General features: G+C 44.9%; 21 protein-coding genes. 4 read left to right on the top strand and 17 right to left on the bottom strand.

All coding sequences use genetic code 11. The features are described from left to right. Positions 1 to 6 precede the first annotated feature (6 nt). From SSV_RS01815 to SSV_RS01805, 3 genes are read right to left on the bottom strand one after another with little or no spacing between them, the layout of a single operon-like run. Positions 7 to 594: an MptD family putative ECF transporter S component gene (locus tag SSV_RS01815; protein WP_072073443.1), complete on the bottom strand. Its 588-nt coding sequence runs from the start codon at positions 592 to 594 to the stop codon at positions 7 to 9. 21 nt (positions 595 to 615) lie between these two features. Then, positions 616 to 2349: an ABC transporter ATP-binding protein gene (locus tag SSV_RS01810; protein WP_441005776.1), complete on the bottom strand. Its 1734-nt coding sequence runs from the start codon at positions 2347 to 2349 to the stop codon at positions 616 to 618. After that, the gene (locus tag SSV_RS01805; RefSeq protein WP_072073441.1) at positions 2346 to 4088 is read right to left on the bottom strand and encodes an ABC transporter ATP-binding protein; all 1743 of its coding nucleotides are present in this window, start codon (positions 4086 to 4088) and stop codon (positions 2346 to 2348) included. The genes SSV_RS01810 and SSV_RS01805 overlap by 4 nt, the downstream gene beginning before the upstream one ends. Before the next feature lie 154 nt (positions 4089 to 4242). Here SSV_RS01805 and SSV_RS01800 point away from each other — a divergent pair, with 154 nt between their 5' ends. Next, positions 4243 to 5253: an AraC family transcriptional regulator gene (locus tag SSV_RS01800; RefSeq protein ID WP_072073440.1), complete on the top strand. Its 1011-nt coding sequence runs from the start codon at positions 4243 to 4245 to the stop codon at positions 5251 to 5253. Between the two features lie 269 nt (positions 5254 to 5522). On the opposite strand, the gene SSV_RS01795 is transcribed toward SSV_RS01800, so the two are convergent. The 6 genes from SSV_RS01795 to uvrA form a co-directional block, all read right to left on the bottom strand. Continuing rightward, positions 5523 to 9239, bottom strand: coding sequence for a pullulanase (locus tag SSV_RS01795; RefSeq protein WP_072073439.1), 3717 nt, complete (start codon positions 9237 to 9239; stop codon positions 5523 to 5525). A 224-nt stretch (positions 9240 to 9463) separates the two neighbouring features. Continuing rightward, positions 9464 to 9895 carry a transcription antitermination factor NusB gene (gene nusB, locus SSV_RS01790; protein WP_176693528.1) on the bottom strand — a complete coding sequence of 144 codons (432 nt, stop codon included), beginning with the start codon at positions 9893 to 9895 and terminating at the stop codon, positions 9464 to 9466. After that, positions 9888 to 10277 (bottom strand): Asp23/Gls24 family envelope stress response protein, encoded by a 390-nt coding sequence (locus SSV_RS01785; RefSeq protein ID WP_002896484.1) that lies wholly within the window; start codon positions 10275 to 10277, stop codon positions 9888 to 9890. The genes nusB and SSV_RS01785 overlap by 8 nt, the downstream gene beginning before the upstream one ends. A gap of 19 nt (positions 10278 to 10296) precedes the next feature. Next, on the bottom strand, positions 10297 to 10857 hold the full coding sequence (efp, locus tag SSV_RS01780) for an elongation factor P (protein ID WP_002896485.1): 561 nt from the start codon (positions 10855 to 10857) through the stop codon (positions 10297 to 10299). 61 nt (positions 10858 to 10918) lie between these two features. Next, entirely contained in the window at positions 10919 to 11980 is a 1062-nt protein-coding gene (locus SSV_RS01775; protein WP_072073437.1) for a M24 family metallopeptidase, read from the bottom strand. A gap of 153 nt (positions 11981 to 12133) precedes the next feature. Next, positions 12134 to 14965 carry an excinuclease ABC subunit UvrA gene (gene uvrA / locus SSV_RS01770; protein ID WP_072073436.1) on the bottom strand — a complete coding sequence of 944 codons (2832 nt, stop codon included), beginning with the start codon at positions 14963 to 14965 and terminating at the stop codon, positions 12134 to 12136. A 128-nt stretch (positions 14966 to 15093) separates the two neighbouring features. On the opposite strand from uvrA, the gene SSV_RS01765 reads away from it, so the two are divergent. Beyond that, positions 15094 to 16038 carry a magnesium transporter CorA family protein gene (locus SSV_RS01765; protein WP_002896489.1) on the top strand — a complete coding sequence of 315 codons (945 nt, stop codon included), beginning with the start codon at positions 15094 to 15096 and terminating at the stop codon, positions 16036 to 16038. An 18-nt stretch (positions 16039 to 16056) separates the two neighbouring features. Further along, the gene (locus tag SSV_RS01760; protein ID WP_072073435.1) at positions 16057 to 16731 is read left to right on the top strand and encodes a DUF1129 domain-containing protein; all 675 of its coding nucleotides are present in this window, start codon (positions 16057 to 16059) and stop codon (positions 16729 to 16731) included. 17 nt (positions 16732 to 16748) lie between these two features. Here SSV_RS01760 and SSV_RS01755 read toward each other — a convergent pair whose 3' ends face one another. The 8 genes from SSV_RS01755 to hutI form a co-directional block, all read right to left on the bottom strand. Further along, complete coding sequence (locus SSV_RS01755; protein WP_072073434.1) at positions 16749 to 16958, bottom strand: DUF1648 domain-containing protein; 210 nt, start codon at positions 16956 to 16958, stop codon at positions 16749 to 16751. Beyond that, entirely contained in the window at positions 16958 to 18565 is a 1608-nt protein-coding gene (locus SSV_RS01750; protein WP_072073433.1) for an ABC transporter permease, read from the bottom strand. Before SSV_RS01750 ends, SSV_RS01755 begins: the two co-directional genes overlap by 1 nt. Continuing rightward, on the bottom strand, positions 18492 to 19205 hold the full coding sequence (locus tag SSV_RS01745) for an ABC transporter ATP-binding protein (RefSeq protein ID WP_072073432.1): 714 nt from the start codon (positions 19203 to 19205) through the stop codon (positions 18492 to 18494). Before SSV_RS01745 ends, SSV_RS01750 begins: the two co-directional genes overlap by 74 nt. A gap of 141 nt (positions 19206 to 19346) precedes the next feature. Then, positions 19347 to 20003, bottom strand: coding sequence for a TetR/AcrR family transcriptional regulator (locus SSV_RS01740; protein WP_176693527.1), 657 nt, complete (start codon positions 20001 to 20003; stop codon positions 19347 to 19349). A 52-nt stretch (positions 20004 to 20055) separates the two neighbouring features. After that, positions 20056 to 20295, bottom strand: coding sequence for a 30S ribosomal protein S18 (gene rpsR / locus SSV_RS01735; RefSeq protein WP_072073430.1), 240 nt, complete (start codon positions 20293 to 20295; stop codon positions 20056 to 20058). A gap of 36 nt (positions 20296 to 20331) precedes the next feature. Then, a complete protein-coding gene (locus tag SSV_RS01730) occupies positions 20332 to 20826 on the bottom strand; it encodes a single-stranded DNA-binding protein (protein ID WP_072073429.1) in 495 nt (164 codons plus the stop codon). 11 nt (positions 20827 to 20837) lie between these two features. Beyond that, positions 20838 to 21128 (bottom strand): 30S ribosomal protein S6, encoded by a 291-nt coding sequence (gene rpsF / locus SSV_RS01725; RefSeq protein ID WP_002896497.1) that lies wholly within the window; start codon positions 21126 to 21128, stop codon positions 20838 to 20840. Positions 21129 to 21306: 178 nt separating this feature from the next. Further along, entirely contained in the window at positions 21307 to 22572 is a 1266-nt protein-coding gene (hutI, locus tag SSV_RS01720; RefSeq protein ID WP_072073428.1) for an imidazolonepropionase, read from the bottom strand. A 199-nt stretch (positions 22573 to 22771) separates the two neighbouring features. Here hutI and SSV_RS01715 point away from each other — a divergent pair, with 199 nt between their 5' ends. Beyond that, on the top strand, positions 22772 to 24802 hold the full coding sequence (locus SSV_RS01715) for a urocanate hydratase (protein WP_072073427.1): 2031 nt from the start codon (positions 22772 to 22774) through the stop codon (positions 24800 to 24802). Positions 24803 to 24837: the final 35 nt, after the last annotated feature.

Raw genomic sequence — 24837 nt, 5'->3', positions numbered from 1 at the left:
CGCCCCCTATGCCATCCCAGATTGACTGAAATGCTTTTTCAGCATCTTAATGCCAATCGTGCAGCCCAGATAAGCACCCAAGGCACCTAAAAGCAAAACCGGAAAGAATGACCAATCTGGCAAGACACTAAACATCTGCTCTGCAAATTCCTTGCCATAGCCTTGATCGATAACCTTTTGCATGTAGGCATCACGCGTCAAATAGATGGGTAGGAGATTAGCACAGGAAGAAAGACTATAGGCAACATAGGCCCAACGGGCATGCTTGATACTGCGATAGTTACCGCGCTTCAGGATGTACTCACCTAAGAGAGCAGCTAGGACCGTTCCCAGCACAATCAAAATCGTGTGCCCCGTTGCTACAAAGACTAGAGCCGACACCAACCCCATGACCAGTACCATGCCAAAACGACGAATCTTGGTACTGTAAAGCATGAAAAGCGGACCGGACATCAGGGCACCGAAAAAGGGAACAATCGGCATAGTAATGGGTAAAAAACCAATCATACCAGATACAAAGCTCACGATAACAATGAGCAAGGAAAAGAGACCAGCATTGACCAGATCCTTTACAGAAAAAGATGCTTGTTTCATTAGGAAAACCTCGGTGTTTCATTAAAAAGCGTGCTTGTACTTAAAGTTCTCAATCAACTGCGCCGTTTCTACCAGCTCTTGGTATACACTGGAGACCTGCAGCAGTTCATCATGACGGCCAATGCCATCCACCTGACCGTCTTTTAAAACGACAATCTTATCCGCATTCTCGACAGACTTGAGGCGATGGGAGATGATGATGACCGTCTTGTCTTTCAACAGAAGACTGAGACTTTCTTGAATTAATTTTTCGTTTTCAATATCGAGTGGTGAGGTGATTTCATCCAAAATCACAATAGGCGCTTGCTTGAGCAAGGCACGCGCAATCGAAATCCGCTGGCGCTCGCCGCCTGATAGCTTGGCTCCATTTTCGCCAATTAGACTGTCATAACCTTGCGGCAGCTGCTCGATAAAGCCCTGACAGTTGGCCATGCGAGCGGCTTCTTTGACCTCCTCATCCGTAGCCGTTGGCCGACCAAGGCGGATATTCTCCAAGACAGAAGCATCGAAAAGAATAACATCCTGAAAGACTATCGAGATCGAATCAAAGAGCGATTGGGTGCTGATATCCTGTAGCTCCTGACCATCGATATAAATATGCCCTTCTTGGTAATCATAGAGTCGGGAGATGAGCCGTAGCAAACTGGTTTTTCCGCAGCCAGACGGCCCAACCAAGGCCGTGATTTCATTTTGCTTGGCAGTGAAGCTGACCTTTTGTAGAACAGGCTGATCCGGCTTGTAGGCAAAGCCAACATCTACTAGCTCGATATCAAAGTTCTTAAGTTCCTGCTCTCTTCCTGCCTGCTTGGATGCTGTATGCAGCTCCTTGATCCGCTTAACAGCGGAGTCAATATAGAGAATCTCTGCCACATTCATATAGAGGCCTTCCATACCATCAATAATCTTAATAGTAGCCAGAAGGTAGCCCAGAAAATAAAGTAATGGAAGCCGGCCTTGCGCTAAAAGATAAGAACCAACCAAGACGACCAATCCCAAGGTCAGGCGCAACCCTACTCCAGCTACTAGGATTGGCAAACCTTGCAGAATCTCTGTCTTTAAGTGGATACGCTCACCCTCTTCCATCTGCCTGTAAAGTTTTTGGCTCAGCGATGGACCAAGATTGTAAGCCTTAATCTCCTCCTGTAGCTCAATCGCCTCCTGAAAACTCTCTGAATTGTCCCGCAGCTGCTGCCAGTAACGGCCCGAAGCCCGCTTGGGCAGCTCCTTAGATAACCAAATCATAGCCGCAATCAAGAGCAGTGGAAGAATGATGCAAAGTCCCATTATCGGATTGCCTAGAAGCATCATCAAGCTAGCTAGGACAAAGAAGAAGACAAAACCAATTGTTTTGGAAATCGCATGACTCAGGGCGTGTTCCAGTCGCTCTACATCACTCATGATAGTCTGAGAAACATCGGACAGGTCATGACTGGAAAAGTAGTATAAGGGCAGACTTTGCAGACTTTCCGCAATATCTGTCCGAATATTGGCGCTTTCCTTGTAGGTCGTGGTATAGGTAGCATTGTAATCCAGATAGATAATACTATAAAGGACCAAGACAATCACTAAACCTCCTTGCAAGAAGATCCATGGCGAGGCCAGCCGCCCAGTCAAAACTCCCTGCAAGTAAAACATAAAGAAGAACATTGGCAGCATTTGAGCACAAAAGCCAAAAAAGGAAACCAGACAAGCCCTGAAAAGGTGCTTGGCACCGGACGGTGTTAGGGAAAATAAATTTTGCAATTTTTCCATCAAGAGACCCTCCATTCGTCAGCGCTGGCGTAGAGTTCTTTCAGATGCTGATAGAGACTGCCCTTGACAGAGAGTTCCTCATCCTTACCCCGCTCGATAATCTTGCCCTTCTCAATGACTAAAATTTCGTCCACTCCCTTGATAGAGCTCAGACGATGAGCAATGATGATGACCGTCTTATGCTCTATTAGATGCGCAAAGGCCTGCTGAATCTGGTATTCATTATTGACATCTGTAGAGGCCGATGCCTCATCCAAAATAATCAACTGAGCATCCTTGAGAATGGCTCGAGCAATAGCCAGCCGCTGCATTTCGCCACCCGATAAATGGACGCCTTTGGAGCCGATAATGGTCTGCTCCCGCTCAGAAAATTTATCCAGAATATCTTGGCAGCAGGCCAATTCCAGAGCCCGCATGACTTCCTGATTGCTGGCTGCAGGATTACCTAGCTTTACATTATCAAAAATAGACTTCTTAAAAAGCTTAGACTGCTGAAATACAAAGGCAATCTGCTGCATGGCCGCTTCCTGACTGTAGGACTCTAAAGGCTTGTGCCCCAGCAGAATCTGGCCGTTAGAAGGCTTATAAAAACCGGCAATGAGCTTAGCAATCGTTGACTTACCGCTACCGCTGGCTCCCACCAAAGCATAGACCTTATTTGACTCCAAATGAAAAGATAGTTTCTCCAAAATTAACTGGTCTTCCTCATAGCCAAAGGATACCTCTTTGAACTCCACACTGGAATCCAGCAATTGGCTCTCCTGTCCCTGATAAACCTTGCTATCGGTCATCTCAGTATAAAGATGCTCGATCTTATCAATCACCTGGATGGCCTTGTACTGGTACATGCCCAGATACATGATCCGCATAAAGCAAGTAAACAGCAGACCAATGACTGAAAAGAGAAATAGAAAAGCAGGTAGCAGACTGAGATGCTGACTAGCAGGCAGAAAAAAGACAAAACCCGTAATCAGAAATAAAATATAAGAAGCAAAGAGCACCTGAAAGCTGACGTATGCCTGACGGCAGGTAAAAGAATAATCTAACGCCGTGTCTGAATACTCTCGGATAGCTTGGGACAAAGCTTTAAAAGAGTCAACTGAAGTCTTGAAAATCTTAATCACCTGCATACCACGAACGTATTCGACAGTGGCGCTGTTTAGATTTTCCAGCTTCTCCGAATAAAGCTGCATGAGCTCCTCCTCCCCAATCATGCCCTTGACCAGCCAAGCTCCAATAGCAATCAAAACAAGTAGCAGCAAACCCAGCAGCGGATGTACCGCAAAGCTCAGACCGATAATCATCAAAGGCGTCACCACCACTCCGACATTATCAGGTATGAGATGAGCAACAATCGTATGCGTCTCCGCTGCATTATCATCAATAATCTTACGAATTTTTCCCGAGCTGGATTGGTCAAAAAAGGAAAAGTTAGAATCCATGAGGCCATCAATGCCCCGCTTGCGCAGATTGGTCTCTAAACGAAAAGCCACCACGTGAGCAAGAAGGCCTGATCCTGTATATAGGAACGAAGCGACCAACATCATAGACACTACCGTAACGGCTGTCGGAAGGCTAGCTTCGGTCTCTTGAAAACGAATAACCTTCTCCAAAAACTGATAAAGCACATAAAGCGAGCCCACCATCAGCACAGAAGACAAGGTCGAACAAATGATAGCAAGATAAGCCAGACCTTTCCGCTCTGGAATGTAAAAAAATAGTTTCTTATACACTGAAAACATCGAAATCACCTTCTCCTACTTGTCAAAACAAAGTCAATCATATATACTGAAATTACTACTAATATTTTACCATTCTTAAAAATGAACAACAATCAATATTAAATTTTATGACGAATTGTAGTATTTGGCTAATCGTGGTAAGGAAGGGCATTTGATGAGCAAAGATTTTGAGAGCATTTTATCGTATAGCAACTACACTCTACTAGAAAACTGCCAGCGTTTCTCCTCCCACGGCAAGACCTACTTTGTTGATAAGGAAGAGATGGACGGATTTTACTGGAATTACGAAACAGACTATTTCCGCATCAACATTCATGATTCCTTTATCAAAAGAGACACTTTTTTCACCATGGATTTGAAGGAATTCCCAGATTTCTTAGCCTTTTCCTCCTATATGAAAGCTGCCCATGGAGAGTGCTTGTCTCCCTACAAAGCTCTGCGCAGCAAATCTAGCTTTATCATTCTCAATCAAAAGCAGTCTGTCCGCTTCTTGCTAAATGGCCAAACTCCTTTTCAAACGGTGGAAATTGACTTTAAACGTCAGATGATTGAAGACTACCTGATGACCCAGTACCAGCTAGACCTAAGGGAAATCAGTGATATTTTCACAGAATCTCACAAGTTCAATGCTGGAAAGCTGGAAAAAATCGCAGACGAGCTCTTGCATTACCATGTCAACTCTATCGGAAGTGAACTTTTCTATGAGATTAAGGCCAAGGAATGGCTCAGTGTCATTATCAATGAGTACTACAACCATCAGACAGCAAGCCCTCTGAATGCTGAAGACGATCTGGCTCTCGGCAATGTCAGCAGCTATATTGATGACCATTATGCATCCAATATCCCGCAAGACCTGTTGGCCAAAATTGCCATGATGAGCAAGACAAAGCTGAAAAATGCTTTTAAGCTAAAATACAATATGACCATCACTGAGTACACCCAGCGCCGGCGTATGAGTATGGCCGAGCAGCTTTTGAAAACGCCCCATCTCAGTATCAAGGATGTCGCTCTCACCGTTGGCTACCAGTCACACAGCCGCTTTTCCTCCCTCTTCAAAAAATATATGGGCATCTACCCATACGAGATCCGAAACCGGCACCAACCAACCAACGAGAAAAGCTGTGCCCAATGTCAGCACACACTCTGTATACACAAGACTGAGTAAGGGAATGGTCCTTTAATTCAATTTTTTCCTTTGTTGACTTGAAACTAAAGGACTTAACCGCTGACAAAGTTGAGCAGAAAATAAAAATTTGAATCCATTTATGATGACACTCTGCATTAAAAAACGCATAAAATCATAAAAGTGTTGATTCTATGCGTTTTTGCTATCTAAATTTTTTATCTATCCCTTTTATCTACAGCCTCCAAAAGCTCCGGAGAGACATCGAATCTGATGTGATTTGAGGTGTATCAGATAAAAAGCAGAACTCCTTACTGTTTCTTTCTGAGAATCAGCACTCCTGCTAGGAAAGCAAGGAAGCCACCTAAAAGTGCCAGCAGGGAAGTGCTTGTTCCCGTTTTTGGCAAGGTTTTTTCTGTTTGGCTAGCCGTTTCTTTTACTGCTGAATCCTGAGGTTTGTGCCCATCCAAGGATAAAGCCTGAGGCTGAGCCTTGGCTACAGAAGCGACAGACAGCTGCTCTTCTTGAGTTGTTGGATCTTGGGATTTTTCTTCCTGAGCTGGGTTCGCTTTTCGAAGTCGCAAAATTGTCGCTGTGAGCGGAGCTAGGGCTAAACCATTGCTGTTTCTGGTGACACCTGCTGGATTAGAAATGGCTGTCCCCCCTGCCATATTGCCATCTGCCACAACTTCTGCACCTGCTAGATGCTTGTAGGCTTCACCAAAGTTGAATTGTCGTTCCTTGGTGTCTGCATTGACAAAGACTGCATAAATATCGCCATTTGATGCGACCACTTGGTAGCCGAGAACAAGGTCTTCTTTCTCAACACCATCCTTGCCAGGCTGGGTGATGAGGGTCACATTTTGCTCCACTTCATCTTTGGAGCTGCGGGTAAAGGCATCCGTTGACTTCCGCAAGGCAATCAAGCCTTTCATATAGGCACGACTCTTGGCATTTTCAGGGAACTTCTCCGAATCAGTCGCCTTGGTCCAGTCAAAGTGGTTGACCGCGTCGCTCGAATCATAAGAATCATGAATGAAGTACGGATAGTCAAACGGCGTGCCGTCCTCATTGGTCAACAAATGCGCTTTGTTTGGAACCTTGTCTTCGGAGACAGGATATTTATAGGCAGGATCACGGAATTGCTTGGTTCGGCCGTATTCTTGACCAGAGTGGATAAATGGTGTCCCTTGCGAAGTCAAAATCATCAGATTTCCCAGACGCAGGCGACGATGAATCTCCTGATAGTTGGCAGCCACTGCCGGATCTTTCTTGATTGACTGGGCAATGATATCAAAGAGCGTCAGATTATCATGGGCTGCGATGTATTGAATCACATCCCCTGGGCTATCCGCCTCAAAATTAGTTGGCTGCGCCTTGATGTTTTTGAAGACATTTTCCACACTACGCTTGCCACCAGTGATAAAGGCTGGTGTTCCCTCATTTGGATAACCCGATTTCAAGGTATTGCGAATATCATCTGAGAAGACCGCTACCGTGTCTGTTGACTTCATCCAAGATTGGTCAGCAGGCTGGACAGCTTTATTTTCATCACCTGCATAAGTCTTCCAGCCCTCACCCAGCATAATGAGATTTGGGTTAAGCTTCTTGGCTTCTTCGTAGGCTTTTTGGATGGACTCAGCATCATGGTCTCCCATCATATCAAAGCGGAAACCATCTACCTTGTACTGCTCTGTCAGGTACTTGATAGAATCCACCAAGACCCGTCTGCTCATATAGTGAGTAGTACCCAAGCGGCCACCGCCAAAGCTGGATCTCGGTGTACCATCCGCATCCATAAAGTGGTAGTAATTGGGCTCCAAGTCTTCAAAGATAGAGGTCTTAGCCGTATGATTATAGACCACATCCAGGATAACGCCCATTCCACGCTTATGAATTTCGTTGACAAGATTTTTGAATTCCTCAATGCGCTTGGCTGGATCTGTTGGCGCGCTGGAGTACATACCTGTCAGCGAGAAGTAGTTTTGCGGATCATAGCCCCAGTTATAGTTGCTGTTGCTGGAAGCGTACTTGTCCATGCGCTCAGTATTTTTTAGCTCATTTACAAAGTAATAACTTAGAACTGGCAAGAGCTGAACGTGGGTCGCTCCCAAGTCTTTCAAATAATCCAATTTCTCAATGAAAGCTGAGAAAGTTCCAAATTGAGATTTCAAATCTTTTGAAATAGCTGGATCTGAAGTAAAATCACGAACGTGTGTCTCATAAATCAAGGCATCTTCCCGCTTCTTAAAGTTGGGAATAGTAGCATAGGTCAGGTCTTTCGGTCCATATTCACTTGGAACTACAAAGGCTGCCTTGGCAATCTTGTAGGCATCACCCTTGTCCGCATCTTCACTGTTCCAAGCAGCTAAAGACTTGGCATAGGGATCCAGTACAAGAACTTTTTTACCACCGCGAGTAATTTCATAATGATAGAAATACCCTCGATAGTCTGAAATCCCCAGACCGCTCTCAGGTGTTAAGTTGCCAGTCCATGTGCCAGACTCACCTCTCTGCATAGCCAGACGCCCAATGACCTTGTTCTGGTCTTCTTTGTCATAGACTAGCAAATCGACTTGGTCTGCACTTGGTGACCAGAAAGTTAGATCCACTTGTTTGCCCGCTTGAGAAACACGCGCTCCCAACTCACCATCATACTTATAAATACTATCCTTCAGCTGCCAGTTCATGCTGGTTTTGAATTGATCATTGCCATATTTGATAAGATAAGGTGACTGAGCTTGGTTAAAATCACCGATGAATTTGGCGCTTTTGGTCTTAGGATCCAGAACCACATCTTTAACAACGACTTCATTGCCATCTTTGTCCGTAATCTTTAAGTTCTTTAAAATGTCCTCTTTTTTGGCATTTTCTAAGGTAGAAAAGCTGGCCTCAATCTCGGTCAAGCCAATATGCTGGGCTCCCGTCATACGAATATCATTGACAAAGTAAGGGTTGGTATAAACCGTCGGATCCGCATCACGCAAGAAAATTTGGCTGTTTTTCTCCAAATTCGCGAAATTATAATCCTGATTTTGAATCTTCACATCATCTCCTGATTTGCTTTCGTCTAGAAGTAAAAAGCCAATCATCTTAGCAGCATCTTTCAAGGGAACATCTACATAGCGACCGTATTTCCCAGTCTTCTCGAAGTCCACTCCGTCAGGCCAATTCTTGCTTGGACTTTGGACATCTCCCCAGAGCCAGAGCGACTTCTTATCATATTGCCCATCTGTACGATAGTAGTTGATTCGAACCATCCCTTTTTTCAAAGGCTCATAAGTATGAGGTTGATAGTCCGTGTCAAACCAAACCTCATTCATCTGAGGACTGAGCAGCTCAACCGTCTTGTCACCTGTAATATTTTGCCCTGCTGTATTATTGATTAGAAGGCTGATTTTGCTTCTTTTCTCAGCCATTTTAACATCAAGGTAATAACCGTAGTCATCTTCTTTAGCAGTCGCAAAGCTAGTCGCTCCGGTTGGCCAACCTCCCTTTTGGCTAGAAGGTGTCTCGACATCGTCCCAAGTCCACAGGCCCAAGCTGTCTAGATTTTGTGAGGGCAAGGTTTTGAAATGAAAGCGAATATTGCCTTCTTCGATAGTATCTTTTGCCGAACTATCTGATACAGCTGGTTGATTACTTGCTTCTTTCTTCTCTTTTTCAGTGGGAGCAGCGGTTTCCTTTGCTTCTTGCCCAGTTGCTTCTGAACCTGCACCAGCTGGAGCTTGATCTGCTAGCACACCAGTTGGAGCAGCTTGCTCTGAAGCCCCCGCTCCTGAACTATCTGCCTCTCCAGTTTTTTCTTCATCTGCTGACTTAGGTAGGGCGGACGCATTTGCATCAGAGACTGCTTCTGTTACAGGGATGGTAGTTGTGCTCGCCTCATCCGCTCGGACTAATTGGGCGTTTCCCAATAGGAATCCTGAGGCAATGACAACAGAGGCTACTCCTACTTTTAAGCGACGAATGCCGAAATAATGACGCTTTTCGCCCATCCGAGACTGTAGGTGATAGTTATTTTTCATAAACAGAAAACTCCTTTATTTTTTCTTATAGAGAACATCTATGCAAACGTTTTCTGTATTTATTATACCGATTCTTTTCCAAGTTGTAAAGGCTTTCAAGAAGAGTTTTTCTCACTCAGATACTTCATGCTCTCTGTGTGGATTTTGATGATTCGATAAGCTATTTGCGATTCAAACGACAATTGACAAGCAAAAAGGCCAAGACACTTGTCTCGACCTTCATTTTATTCAACGATAAATTGACTCAAAATCCCATTAATAAACTTACTGGACTTTTCGTCAGAGAATTGCTTGGAAAGCTCAATGGCTTCGTTGACTGCTACCAGCTGTGGAGTGTCAAACTCTGTAATCTCAAAGATACCCAGACGCAGGATATTTTTCTCTACTAGCGTCAGACGATCCACTGTCCAGCCCTTTTTGAGGTGCTGGGCAATTTTCTTGTCCAAGTCGTCCTTGGACTGGATCACACCAGAGACCAGATTGAGCAGGAAGGCCGGAATATCAGCTTCCGCCGCTTTGTCAGCCCCTTCGTCCTTATCATAAGAATAGGCAAAGCGACAAGCTTCTACAAGATCCCCTTCATACTCTAGGCTCATCAGGGCCTGAAAAGCCCGCTGGCGCAGACCTCTTCTGGATTCCAACAGTATATCAGTCATTGAGGAAGTCCTCATCAAATAGATCTTTCAAGTCTGGCTTCGGTGCCTTTTCTGGAACAATGCCTGCCACATGGATATTGACCGCAGACAGCTCTACCTCAGCCATATCAAAAACAGCGCTTTTTACAGCCTTCTGGATTGCTACTGCAACAGTTGGAACGCTGACACCGTATTCCAAATACAGGTAGATGTCTACAGTCACATCACCTGTCTCATCGGTATGGAGTGATACTCCGCGACCGAGTGAGCGCATAGAAAGACTGTCTGACATACTCTTATTTGCGAAGGAATAAACACCTTCTACCTTTGCCGTTGCAATGGCAATGATTTTTTCCAAAACACGTGGCGCAATGACGATTTCACCTAATTGTTCAGCTGCCATAGTTATTACCTCTTCTATATTATGCGCGAGAAACGTAAGTTCCTTCTGCTGTGTTGATGATTAATTTTTGTCCAACTTCGATGAAGTCTGGTACGTTAACAACAAGACCTGTCTCAAGTGTAGCTGGCTTACCAGATCCGGTAACTGTAGCTCCCTTGATAGAAGGCTGAGTATCTGTCACGACCAATTCAACTGTTGTCGGTACTGTCACACCAATCACTTCTGTTCCGTAGAACTGGATTTTCACATCAGAGTTTTCAAGGATGAATTTCAATTCTTCTTCTACATTGACTACTGGAATTTCATATTGGTCATAAGTCTCAGTATTCATGAAATAAGCAGTGTCATCCATTTGGTACAAGTATTGAGCTGGAACAGTTTCAATAATGGCTTGTTCAAATTTTTCTTCTGGACGGTAGCTGGTATCAAAAGTAGAGCCAGTACGAACATCGCGCAGCTTCATACGCATAATCGTATTTCCCTTACCTGGTTTGTGGTGGCTCGCTTCCAAAACGCGGATGAGTTTTCCATCAGCTGTTTCGAAGGTCATTCCAGCTTTCAGCTTACTTGCTTCAATCATTCTATATTACCTCTTTTTAAAATTATATTTCTACTTATTCTATCATAAAGCCTGATAATTCTCAAATAACAATCAACTCTTTCGGCGCAAGAGTTAGGACTTCGCAGCCTGTTTCTGTGATGAGGAGATCGTCTTCGATGCGGACGCCGTATTTGCCGTCCAGATAAATACCCGGCTCATCCGTCAAGACCATGCCCGCCTCAATCGGCTCTTCTGACTTGCCAAAGTAAGGAATCTCATGGATGTCCAGTCCGATACCGTGACCAATCCCATGGCTAAAGTAAGGACCGTAGCCAGCATCGTTAATAATCTGCCGCGGAATCCGGTCAAAATCAATCCGGCTAAGCCCAGCCTTGGCTTCTTCTATCAGAGCTTGATTGCTGCGCAGGACAATATCATAAATCTCCCGCTCTTCATCTGACACCTGCCCCACATGAACAGTCCGCGTCATATCACTAACATAGTGATTGTAGTAGCAGCCAAAGTCCATGGTCAGGGTTTCCCCCTTTTGAATGAACTTGTCACTAGCCACGCCATGCGGCATAGCAGAGCGGTAGCCCGAAGCGATGATGAAGTCAAAAGAGGCACCTGAAGCACCTAGCTGGCGCATACGGGCATCTAAAAAGTTCATAACAGCTAGCTCTGTCGTCTCACCAGGCTTGATAAAATCCAGTACATCTAGGAAGGCTTGATCAGAAATCTGACAGGCCTTGCGAATGGTCGCGATTTCTTGCTCATCTTTAATCATGCGCAGATTTTCAATAAAGGCTGTCATGGGAACCAGTTCGTAGGCCGAGAAGACACTTTCCAGCATTTTGAAGTAGGCATAGGAAATTTCATCCTCAAAACCGATTTTTTGCAGCTTGTCGTCCGCAATAATCTTGACAATCTCCCCAATCGCGTCGCGTGTTTCGACAATATCAAAACCTTGGACTACTCCCTTGGCAATCAGCGTATAGCGCGCATCCGTCAGGAAAATGCGGCGTGTTTTGCTGATGAAAACTATCGCTTCTGTCCCGCTGAAACCAGTCAGATAGTAAATATTTTTTAGATTGGTTACTAAAACAGCATCGCATTCTGTCTGAGCCAATGTTGCTTCAAACTTTTCAACTCTTGATAACATGAGGCACCTCCGTGAAATAACTAAGCTTATTATATCAAAAAAACAGTCAAATAGGACATTTTTTTGACAAACCGTATCTAGGACTTAGAATCCAATGAGCATTCTCTGACACGAAAAATCCCTGTTTTTAATATCTAACAGGGATTTGATAAATTATTTCACGTGCAGTTTACCTTTCAAGTACTGGCCGGTATAGCTGGCTGAATTAGCAGCGACTTCTTCTGGCGTACCCGTCGCAATGATTGTACCACCACCGACACCGCCTTCCGGTCCTAAGTCAATGATATGGTCAGCTGTCTTGATAACATCCAGATTGTGCTCGATAACGAGGACTGTATTGCCATCGTCCGCAAAGCGTGATAATACATGAAGGAGCTTGGCAATGTCTTCAGAATGCAGACCTGTGGTCGGCTCATCCAAGATATAGAAAGACTTACCAGTCGAGCGCTTGTGAAGTTCGCTGGCCAGCTTCATCCGCTGAGCTTCACCACCTGACAAGGTAGTGGCTGGCTGCCCCAGAGTCACATAGCCTAGTCCCACATCCTTGATAGTCTGGAGTTTGCGGGCAATCTTGGGAATATGCTGGAAGAAATCTACCGCATCATTGACCGTCATGTCCAGAACCTGAGCGATATTCTTCTCCTTGTAGTGGACTTCCAGAGTTTCACTATTATAGCGGGTGCCGTGACAGACCTCGCAGGCCACATAGACGTCAGGCAGGAAGTGCATCTCAATCTTGATAATCCCATCACCCGAGCAGGCCTCACAGCGGCCACCCTTGACGTTAAAGCTGAAACGGCCCTTCTTGTAGCCGCGAATCTTAGCTTCATTGGTCTTGGCAAACAGATCGCGAATATCGTCAAAAACTCCAGTATAGGTAGCCGGATTAGAGCGCGGTGTCCGACCAATCGGACTTTGGTCGATATCAATCAGTCTGTCCACATGCTCAATACCGCTGATTTTCTTGAACTTACCTGGCTTGGCAGAATTGCGGTTGAGTTTTTGAGCAATGGCCTTTTTAAGGATAGAATTGACCAGCGTTGACTTACCGGATCCAGAAACTCCTGTCACAGCGATAAATTTGCCCAAGGGGAATCTGGCCGTGATATTCTGCAGATTATTTTCCTGAGCACCAGTCACTTCGATAAAGCGTCCATTGCCTACACGGCGGTCCAATGGTACTGGGATCTCGCGCTTACCTGACAGGTATTGGCCTGTGATGGATTTCTTGCTCTTAGCTACTTGCGCAGGAGTGCCGGCTGCGACGATTTCACCGCCGAAAACACCGGCTCCTGGTCCCACATCAATCAGCCAGTCAGCCTCCCGCATGGTGTCCTCATCATGCTCAACTACAATGAGGGTATTGCCCAGGTCGCGCATCTTCTTAAGACTGGCAATCAGGCGGTCATTGTCACGCTGGTGCAAGCCAATAGAGGGCTCGTCCAGAATATAGAGAACGCCGCTTAGGTTTGAGCCAATCTGGGTCGCCAAGCGAATCCGCTGACTCTCACCCCCTGATAGAGTCCCAGCCGAGCGAGACAAAGTCAGGTAATTGAGCCCAACATTATTAAGGAAGGTCAGGCGATCATGAATTTCTTTGAGAATAGGACGCGCAATCGTAGCTTCATTTTCGGTTAGACTTAGCCGATTGAGCTGGACCAGATGATCTGCAATGGACAAGTCTGAAATCTCACCGATGTGCAAGCCAGCTTCGCCGCCAACCTTGACAGACAAGGCCTGAGGACTGAGTCGATAACCGTGACAAGCTGCACAAGTCAGCTCATTCATATAAGCTCGCATCTGCGTCCTAGTAAAATCACTATTGGTTTCATGGTAGCGGCGGTTGATATTGGTGACAACCCCCTCAAAAGGAATGTCAATATCACGCACACCGCCAAATTCATTTTCATAATGGAAATGGAACTCCCGTCCATCTGAGCCGAAGAAAATCAGCTGCTTTTCTTCCTCCGTCAGCTCCTCAAAAGGCTTGTCCATATCAATGCCAAAGGCTGCCATGGCCTGCTCCAGCATCTGCGGATAGTAGTTGGAGGAGATGGGATTCCAGGGTGCTAGCGCTCCTTCGCGTAAGGTCTTGCCAGCTTCTGGCACAACCACATCTAGATCCACCTCCAGCTTAACCCCCAGACCATCACAGTCCGGACAGGAGCCAAAAGGCGCATTGAAAGAGAAGAGACGTGGCTCTAGCTCTGGCACCGTAAAGCCACAGACTGGGCAGGCATAATGCTCAGAAAAGAGAAGCTCTTGACCATCCATGGTATCAATCACCACATAGCCCTCAGCAATCCGCAGAGCAGCTTCAACCGAGTCAAAGAGGCGGCTGCGCACCCCTTCCTTGATAACAATTCTGTCTACAACAACCTCAATATCATGCTGCTTGCTCTTGGACAGCTCTGGTACTTCCGTCACATCGTAAATATCGCCATCCACACACACACGGACATAACCGTCCTTCTGAACCTTGTTAAAAACGGTCTTATGCTGGCCCTTTTTCTTGCGAATGACCGGCGCTAATATCTGCAGCCGCTGACGCTCTGGCAATTCCAAGACCTTGTCAACAATCTGCTCAACAGATGAAGCCGTAATTGCTCCATGACCGTTGATACAGTATGGCGTCCCAACACGAGCATAGAGCAGGCGCAAGTAGTCATTGATTTCGGTAGCTGTTCCCACTGTTGAGCGGGGATTTTTACTAGTCGTCTTCTGGTCGATGGAAATAGCCGGGCTGAGACCATCAATCGAGTCCACATCCGGCTTTTCCATATTGCCCAAAAACTGCCGAGCATAGGCCGACAGACTCTCCACATAGCGGCGCTGCCCCTCAGCATAGAGGGTGTCAAAAGCCAGACTGGACTTGCCCGAACCGGACAGACCGGTCACCACGACCAGCTTGTCCCGCGGAATTTCTACATCAATATTTTTTAAATTATGAGCTCGCGCTCCATGAATCACAATTTTATCTTGCATCTTGACCTCGTTTCACTTATAAACCTTCTCCATTATAACAAATTTTTCTGCAAACTTTTGCCCCAAAAACCCGAATTTGTAGTATAATAGTACGGTATGCAAAAAACACTCTGGAAAGGAAAATGATTATGAAGCAAGTCTTTTTATCAACTACGACAGAATTCAAAGAGATTGATGCGCTCGAATCAGGCACCTGGATCAATCTTGTCAACCCTTCCCAGAGTGAATCAATCGAAATCGCTAACGCCTTTGGCATTGACATCACCGACCTGCGAGCACCGCTCGATGCGGAAGAAATGTCTCGGGTTACTATAGAGGATGAGTACACGCTGATCATCGTTGACGTACCCATCACAGAGGAGCGGAATAACCAGACTTACTATGTCACAATCCCCCTTGGTATTATCATCACGGAAGAGGCTATTATTACCACTTGTTTGGAGAAATTACCTCTGCTGGACATCTTCATTCACAGGCGCCTGCGCAACTTCTATACTTTTATGAAGTCACGTTTCATCTTTCAGATTCTCTACCACAATGCCGAGCTGTATCTGACAGCCCTGCGCTCCATTGACCGCAAGAGTGAGCAGATTGAAAGTCAACTGCACAAGTCCACGCGAAATGAAGAACTGATTGAGCTCATGGAGTTGGAAAAGACCATCGTCTATTTCAAGGCCTCCCTTAAGACAAATGAGCGCGTGATTAAGAAGCTGACCAGCTCTACTAGCAATATCAAGAAATACCTAGAAGACGAGGACTTGCTGGAAGATACACTGATTGAAACCCAACAGGCCATTGAGATGGCTGATATCTACGGCAACATCCTCCACAGTATGACAGAGACCTTTGCCTCCATCATTTCTAATAACCAGAACAATATCATGAAAGCCTTGGCTCTGGTGACCATCGTCATGTCTATCCCGACCATGATTTTCTCGGCCTATGGGATGAACTTCAAAAATAACGAACTGCCTCTCAACGGTGAACCACATGCCTTCTGGATTATCATGTTCATCGCCTTTGCCATGAGTGCTTCGGTCATGGCCTATCTCATGCACAAAAAACTATTTTAACCTTTAGAAAGAACGCCTATGTCACAAGTATCCCTCGACAAACTCAGCAAAAAAAACAAAGAATTTATCCATATCGCGACTAACCAACTCCTACAAGACGGAAAATCCGATCAGGAAATCCAGACTATCTTAGAAGGCATTCTGCCGGAAATCCTGGAAAATCAAACCAAGGGAATCACTGCCCGCGGCCTCTACGGAGCCCCAACCACTTGGGCAGCTTCTCTGACAGCAAAAGAGCGCTTTGATGCCCAGCATCCAAAAGAAAATGACGATCCTAAATGGATGATGCTGGACTCTGTCCTCTTTATCTTTGGTTTCTTTACCCTCCTGACCTCAATCGTCAATCTAGCTTCCTCTCAGCCATCTGTCTATGGACTGACGACTCTCGTACTCGGAAGCATCGTCGGTGGCCTTTCTTTCTATGCCCTCTACCACTTTATCTACCGTTTCTACGGACCAGATAAGGACCGCAGCCAGCGCCCTAAGCTGCTCAAATCCATCCTTACCATGGCAGCGGCTATTCTCCTCTGGAGCATGTCCATCGCCCTGACTAGTCTCCTACCTGAATTCCTCAATCCCCGCCTGTCCAATGTCGTAGTTGCTATTGTTGGCGCTATTACCCTAGCCCTGCGTTTCTATCTCAAAAAACGCTTCAACATCAAGAGCGCGACTATGGGACCGACGAGGTATTAATATCACACAAAAAGAGGTCAGTGACCTCTTTTTGATTTGCTTTGGAAATATTTCCAATAAAGAGAGTAGGGAATGGGCAAACTGAGAATCAACCAAAAGCGATTGACAACAATGTCCGCCTTTCCTGCGCTGTTAAAATGAATGGGCACTTGCTCTGGTAGCAGGCAGATAATCAGAAATAAGGTTACTGCTAAGAGAAACAAAACGAATAAATCTTTCTTTTTCATTAGCCATGGACCTCCTTAAAATATCCTTGTTTTATTAAATGCCTATAAAGGACGGCTGCCAAAAGCAAAAGTCCAAGTGCTGAGATTCGCAGCGAAATCTCCAAGTCCATACCAAACAGTAAGGAAAAGCAAAGAGGGAACACAAGAACCAAGATGCCAATTCCTCCAGACAAGATAGCCGCAAAACTTTGCTTAATAATAATCATTTCATTGTCCCAGATGAACTTAGGATAATGAAAATTGACCACAAGTCCCTGAAGAGCTGTAAACAGTGAATAAGCCAGCGAAATAAGGACCAAATCCACTACTTGCAATCCTCCTAGCGAGAAACGCCAAACCAGAACAGGCAAGCCCAACAGCAAGGCTGTGAAGTGTAAGGACACCGTCAAGGCCAGCTTTGCCATCATTATCTGCCTCATAGAAACCGGGAGCGTCTGAAGCAGCCAAATCTCTTCACCCTCTAAGGAAATACTGACAGCTGCAGGATTGGAAATACTAAGACATCCAGCCAGTAATAGAGGCAAAAATTCTCGGCTATTGCTGAGTCCAATCGAAGAAAAGAGGACATCAGGACTCATAAAACAAAGCGAGATGGCTAAAACGATGATTAAAATGGTTCCCAGTCCGCTATTGAGCATATAAAGATAGGAACTCATAAAATTCGCAATTTCTCTCCTATAGAGAGCCATAAACGGAGACTTCTGCCAGCTTCTATAGACTTTGCTTTCTAACTTCACCCCTGTTATCATCTGATTCATTTTTAAATAATTTCTACTTAAATACCTTAGAAAAAGTCCTGTCAGCGCAAAAGATATAAGCATCAACAGAAGGCTAGCCCACCAAACATGATGAGGGTTAAAAAATAAGCTTGCCGGAGGATAGAGAGAAGTCAACTGCTTGGTAAGCAAGAGACTAACATTTTCCGCTGACATTCCAGCTCTCATAACCCACATACTACCTGTTGCCAGCCCCAAAAGCAAGAGGAGAGAAAAAAGGAAGGCAACTAGATTTTTATGAGGGGTCTTTGAGGCCAAATAGGCTACGTACAAGCCGAGCAAAGAAGCTAAACAGAGAGGTAAAAGAGGAACAAATCCCATTAAAAGCAGATAAAGAAGCAACTCCAACAAGGACGCACCATAGCCAAACCAAACGAGGCCTGCTGGCAGCATGAGAAGAACGGCAAACACACTGTTCAAAAGATAAAGAAAAGCGTATTTCTCATAGACGATTTCTCTAATACTGAGCGGCAATACGATGAGCCTGTCAAGTTCCTCTTGGTCAAACAAGATGCCATTTGACTGCATCAGACTAAAAAAGAAAATAATAAAACTAACCAAGGCAATCATATAGGCTGGAATCAAATTTGCCTGCCCCAACTTGACCAAACTCAAAGCCGTCAAAAGGTTGTAGCCTGAAAATAGCAAAACAAGCAAGAAGAGCAGACCAAGCTTAAAATACCTGCCCACCTCTCCTTTCCTTAAATCATTAAGCGAAAATGTGCTGTATAATTGTACTTTTAAAATCAAAAGAATATTAGTCATCATTCTGTAACTCCATAAATACTTGTTCCAAACTGGATGCCCCCTTAACTTCAGAGGTCCTTCCATTAGCCACCAAACATCCCTTTTGCAGAATTGCAACCTTATTGCAGAGTTCTTCCGCAACCTCTAAAACGTGAGTAGAAAAGAAAATCGCATGCCCTTGACTGGCTAGCTCTCTCATGATTTGCTTAAAATAATATGCGCCTTTCGGATCTAAACCGACAAAAGGTTCATCTAAAATCAACAATTCTGGCTCATGCAGGAGAGCCGCTATTAGTGCCAATCGCTGCTTCATCCCATGCGAATAAGCTGATATCAATTGATCCAAAGACGTATCCAGCTCAAACATTTTAGAATACTTTCCGATAGCCGCTTGCCTTTTTTCCATAGAGACTCTATAAATATCTGCTACAAAGTCCAAAAACTGCCTTGCAGTCAGATTTTTATAAAGGTCTGGGTTATCCGGCAAAAACGCCATCTTTTTCTTACAAAGCAAGGACTCCTTCCTGATAGAGTGCCCGCAGATATAAATCTCTCCTTTATCAAAATCATGAATCCCCACAATCGACTTAATGGTGGATGTTTTACCTGCTCCATTAGCGCCGATGAAGCCATAAATATCCCCAGGCTCCACCATCAGACTAAGATCATCCACTGCCTTTTTACCGTTGCTATATACTTTTGTTAAATGTTCTATTTTTAACATGAATTTCTCCTTTTATTTAAACTGACATTTTGTCAGTATTAATGTAAAATTTTTTAAATATTAAAATCAAAAGATTGAAAATTCTAACTGACAGTTTGTCAGTTTCGTTTCTAAATAAAAGGCAGAAAACTGCCGTCTCTTCTAAAAAATAGATTCTTCTAATCCTAAGCTTCTTTCTAGAATTGCCTGGAAGCTAGTGAGATAATCCTGCAAAGTCTCTGGTTTTTCCTGACTCATCTTGATATCATTGGACACAAAGACGTAGGCAGTCATGAGAAAAGAAGCCGTTTCATGCGGATATTTCAAATGAAAATCTCCAGATTTCTGACCTTCCTCCAAGATATGAGTAAAGAAAACAATCATCCGCTCACATAGTCTATGATAAAAGCGATCCAAAACATAGCGATTGGTCTCTAAATTGACTGTTTCTTGCAAGACTTGATTTTCCTGTGTTCTGCTTTCCTCTGGGATAAGGGTCGCCTCAATAAAGGTTCTGATTTTTTCCTTGGCTCCAACATTTGGCTGATAGCTAATCTGTTCTAGCTTTCTCAGCAATGGTTCAGAGTTCTTTTCAATCAGACAATAGAGAATATCTTCCTTGTCCTTAAAATGATAGTAAAGCAGGCCTCGAGAAATTCCAAGCTTATCAATAATGTCTTGAGTCCTTGTCTTTAGATAGCCCTTTTGGGCAAAGAGCTGCAAGGCTGCAGACATAATCTCCGCCCGCCGCACCTCTACTTCCTTGACATCACGCATGATTTCTGCCTCCTTGTGGTCAGTATAGCACTCCACTGACATTTTGTCAATGATAAAACAAAAAACAGCAAGCTAGAGCCTGCTGTCAATTTAATTAGTCTTCATTTACGAAAGGCATCAAAGCCATTACGCGAGCGCGTTTGATAGCTGTTGTTACTTTACGTTGGTTTTTAGCTGAAGTTCCTGTTACGCGACGAGGAAGGATTTTCCCACGTTCTGAAACGAAACGGCTAAGAAGCTCAGTATCTCTGTAATCAACATATTCAATTTTGTTCGCTGCGATGTAATCAACTTTTTTACGGCGTTTGAATCCGCCACGACGTTGTTGAGCCATGTGTTTTCTCCTTTATATTATAGTTAGATTCGATCCTTAGAAAGGTAGATCGTCGTCTGAGATATCCATCGGGTTAGAATTGCCAAATGGGCTCTCATCACGAGAAAAGTTCGGTACTTGGTTAGACGAGTCTGCACTGCCATAACTTGGAGCAGTGCTGCCGCCGAAGCTGTTCCCACCGTATCCGCCAGATGACTGACCTTCACGATTAGAGCGGCTTTCCAAAAGTTGGAAATTTTCCGCAACAACTTCTGTGACATAGACACGCTGGCCTTGCTGATTCTCGTAGTTACGCGTTTGAATACGGCCTGTAATTCCGATCAGGGCTCCTTTTTTAGCCCAGTTTGCAAGATTTTCTGCCTGCTGGCGCCAGATGACAACATTGATAAAGTCTGCTTCTCGCTCGCCACTTTGATTTTTAAAGTTGCGATTGACAGCCAGAGTAAATGTTGCGACCGCTTGGTTCTGCGGAGTATAGCGAAGCTCGGCATCACGGGTCATGCGACCCACCAGTACAACGTTATTAATCATATTCTACCTTCTTAAGCGTCAAGTTTGACGATCATGTGACGAAGAATGTCAGCGTTGATTTTTGAAAGACGGTCAAACTCTTTAAGAGCTGCATCGTCGTTTGCTTCAACGTTAACGATGTGGTAAAGTCCTTCACGGAAATCTTGGATTTCGTATGCAAGACGACGTTTTTCCCAGTCTTTTGATTCAACAACAGTTGCACCGTTGTCAGTCAAGATAGAGTCAAAGCGTGCTACCAAAGCGTTTTTAGCTTCTTCTTCAATGTTTGGACGAATAATATAAAGAATTTCGTATTTAGCCATTGATTTTTCCTCCTTTTGGTCTAATGACCCCAAGACTTTGCAAGGGGTAAGTGAGGTTTGCTCACAAATAACTATTATAGCAGACTTCCAGCAGAATGGCAAGGAAAAGTTTTGATATAAAGAAAACTCTCCCTGTTACCAAAGAGAGTTCGAAAAATAAGATTCGTTTTTAGAGAGGCTAGACAATTCTACCTTGATCGACGACCAGTTTTCCAGCCTTGTAAACCTGATGGGTCAGGTTAGTCGCAAAGAAATAAAGTGGATAGTCAATATTCTTAGCGTCTAGGATGGTAATGTCAGCCTGCTTGCCAGTATCAAAGCTGCCAATTTTATCTTGACGGTTAACTGAGTAGGCCGCATTGATGGTTACAGCGTTCAGAACTTCTACTGGCGTCAGACGCATCATAAAGCAGCCCAGCTGCATAACAAACTGCAGGTTAGCTGTCGGACAAGAGCCTGGATTGCTGTCGGTGGTCAGGGTGATGGCCATACCAGCTTCCAGCATCTTACGGGCTGGTGCATAGGTATCTTCCATCAGACTGAAGGTAGTCGCTGGCAGGAGATTGCCGATAACCTTGGCTTCCGCCATCTTGCGAATGCCCTCATCGGTCGCTACCATCAAGTGCTCTGCACTAGTTGCTCCCAGTTCAGCTGCTACATCTACTCCACCGATAGACTCGATTTCATCAGCATGGATACGAAGCTTGAAGCCCATTTCCTTAGCCTTAGAAAGCAGGTAGCGCGACTCGTCAGCTGTAAAGACGCCTTTTTCACAGAAAATATCACAGAACTCAGCTAGATTTTCTGCTTTTACCCGAGGCAGCATTTCCTCGACGATAAGCTCCAGATATTCCTGAGAACGTCCCTTGTATTCTGGTGGAACGGCGTGGGCAGCCATAAAGGTCGAAACCAAATCAATATCGTGGTCACGGTCCAAAGCCCCAACGACATCCAGCTGGCGCTTCTCTGTTTCCCAGTCCAAACCATAGCCACTCTTGGCCTCAACAGTCGTCACCCCATGCAGCAGCATATAGTCCAGCAGTCTCTTAGACTTATCATAGAGAGTGTCAAAAGAAGCTTCTCGAGTTGCTCGGACTGTACTGAGAATACCACCGCCATGAGCAAGAATTTCCAGATAAGGGACACCGGCTAACTTCTTAGCAAATTCATGCTCCCGGCTGCCACCGTAGACCAAGTGAGTGTGACAGTCGATCAAGCCAGGTGTAGCAATCTTGCCCTCATAAGACTGAATCTTAGTATCAGGTCCAACCAGACTGGCATCCGGCTCTCCGCTTCCAACTGCTAGGATTTTGCCGTCTTTGACTGCAATGTAGCCGTCTTCCAAAACTTGAGCTTCCTTCATCTCCTCGCCAAAAAGGGGATGGCCAAGATCCTTGGGACAGAAGACTTGATTAAAGTGAGTTAATAGTAAATCAGCAGTCATGCTTGTTCCTCCATTTCATTTTCCGACATATTTGCTTTTCATCATAATACACTATCGTCAAATTATAGTCAAAAGCTTGTAAAAGATAGGAGCCCCGCTTTTTTTACTGTTTTTGTCATTTTCTTGACTCTTTATGGACGGGAGTCTTATAGAATGTAGGAGAAAGATATTTTACACTTGACTAAAAGGAGGATTTTTCATGTCATACTTTAGCGAAAATGAAATTGCAGGAGCAATGACCGTCAAATTAGACGATGTACTGCCTGAAAAAACAGTTTTCCAAGAAGGCATCCGTCGAGCACCTGACCGGGGCTTCCGTTTGACTCAAGCTCAAACCGAAATTGCTCTTAAAAATGCCCTTCGCTATATTCCGAAGAGATTCCATGAGGAAGTGATTCCAGAATTTCTGGAAGAACTGAAAACTCGCGGACGGATTTATGGCTACCGCTGGCGTCCAAAAGAACGCATCTACGGCAAACCAATTGATGAGTATAAAGGGAACTGTACTGCAGCCAAGGCTATGCAGGTTATGATTGACAACAACCTGAGCTTTGAAATCGCACTCTATCCTTATGAATTGGTTACTTATGGTGAAACTGGATCTGTCTGCGCCAACTGGATGCAGTACAACCTCATCATGAAATACTTGGAAATCATGACCGACCATCAAACCTTGGTCGTGGAATCTGGCCACCCACTCGGACTCTTCAAATCTAAACCAGAAGCACCTCGTGTTATCATTACCAATGGCCTCTTGGTCGGTGAGTACGACAACATGAAGGACTGGGAAATTGCTGAAGAAATGGGCGTGACCAACTACGGTCAAATGACAGCTGGCGGCTGGATGTACATTGGCCCTCAAGGTATCGTCCATGGTACTTTCAATACACTTCTTAACGCTGGACGTTTGAAACTAGGTGTAGCTGATGATGGCGACCTGACTGGCAAACTCTTCATCTCTTCTGGTCTGGGCGGCATGAGTGGAGCTCAAGGGAAAGCGGCCGAAATTGCTAAAGCTGTAGCAATCGTGGCAGAGGTAGACTATTCTCGGATTGAAACTCGTCACTCCCAAGGCTGGATTAGCCAGTTAGCCGAAAGTCCGAAAGAAGCTATCGACTTGGCTCAAAAAGCTCTGGAAGCTGGTGAATCAACTTCTATTGCCTATCATGGTAACATCGTAGACCTCTTGGAATATGTCAACGAGAACAATATCCATGTAGATCTGCTGTCTGACCAAACTTCTTGCCACAATGTCTATGACGGCGGCTACTGCCCGGCTGGTATCAGCTTTGAAGAACGGACACGCCTCCTAGCTGAAGACAAGGAAACCTTTGCTAAGTTGGTTGACCAAACCTTGGAACGTCACTTCAAGGCAATCAAGACCTTAACTAGCAACGGTACCTACTTCTTTGACTACGGTAATGCATTTATGAAGGCAGTCTATGACTCTGGCATCAAGGAAATTTCTAAGAATGGCTTTGACGACAAAGACGGCTTCATTTGGCCATCTTATGTCGAAGATATCATGGGCCCAATGCTCTTTGACTATGGTTATGGTCCTTTCCGTTGGGTATGTCTGAGCGGTAAGCACGAAGACCTAGTCGCTACTGACCATGCAGCTATGGAAGTAATCGACCCTAACCGCCGCTACCAAGACCGCGACAACTACAACTGGATTCGCGATGCAGAAAAGAACCAGTTGGTTGTTGGAACTCAGGCTCGCATTCTCTACCAAGACTGTATGGGCCGTGTCAATATCGCCCTCAAGTTCAATGAATTAGTCCGTGAAGGCAAGATTGGTCCTGTCATGATTGGCCGTGACCACCACGACGTATCTGGTACGGACTCTCCATTCCGTGAAACTTCTAATATCAAGGACGGTTCTAATGTAACCTGCGACATGGCTGTGCAATGTTACGCTGGTAACGCAGCTCGCGGTATGAGTCTGGTAGCTCTCCATAATGGTGGCGGAACTGGTATCGGTAAGTCTATCAACGGTGGCTTTGGATTGGTACTGGACGGCAGCGAACGCATTGATGAAATCATCAAATCTGCTATCGCTTGGGATACAATCGGCGGAGTCGCTCGTCGTAACTGGGCTCGCAATGAGCATGCTATCGAAACAGCTATCGAGTACAACCGTCTCCATGAAGGAACAGACCACATCACCATTCCGTACTTAACTGACGAAGATTTGGTCAAAGAATCTGTTAAGAAATTGTTCGAATAGGAAAAACTTGTCCCCCAACTTCTGAACTGAGCTAG

This window comes from Streptococcus sanguinis (assembly GCF_001078705.1).
GTDB classification, from domain to species: domain Bacteria; phylum Bacillota; class Bacilli; order Lactobacillales; family Streptococcaceae; genus Streptococcus; species Streptococcus sanguinis_D.
The sequence above is the reverse complement of the archived record's forward strand: the minus strand, read 5'-3'. Positions and strand labels throughout refer to the sequence as shown.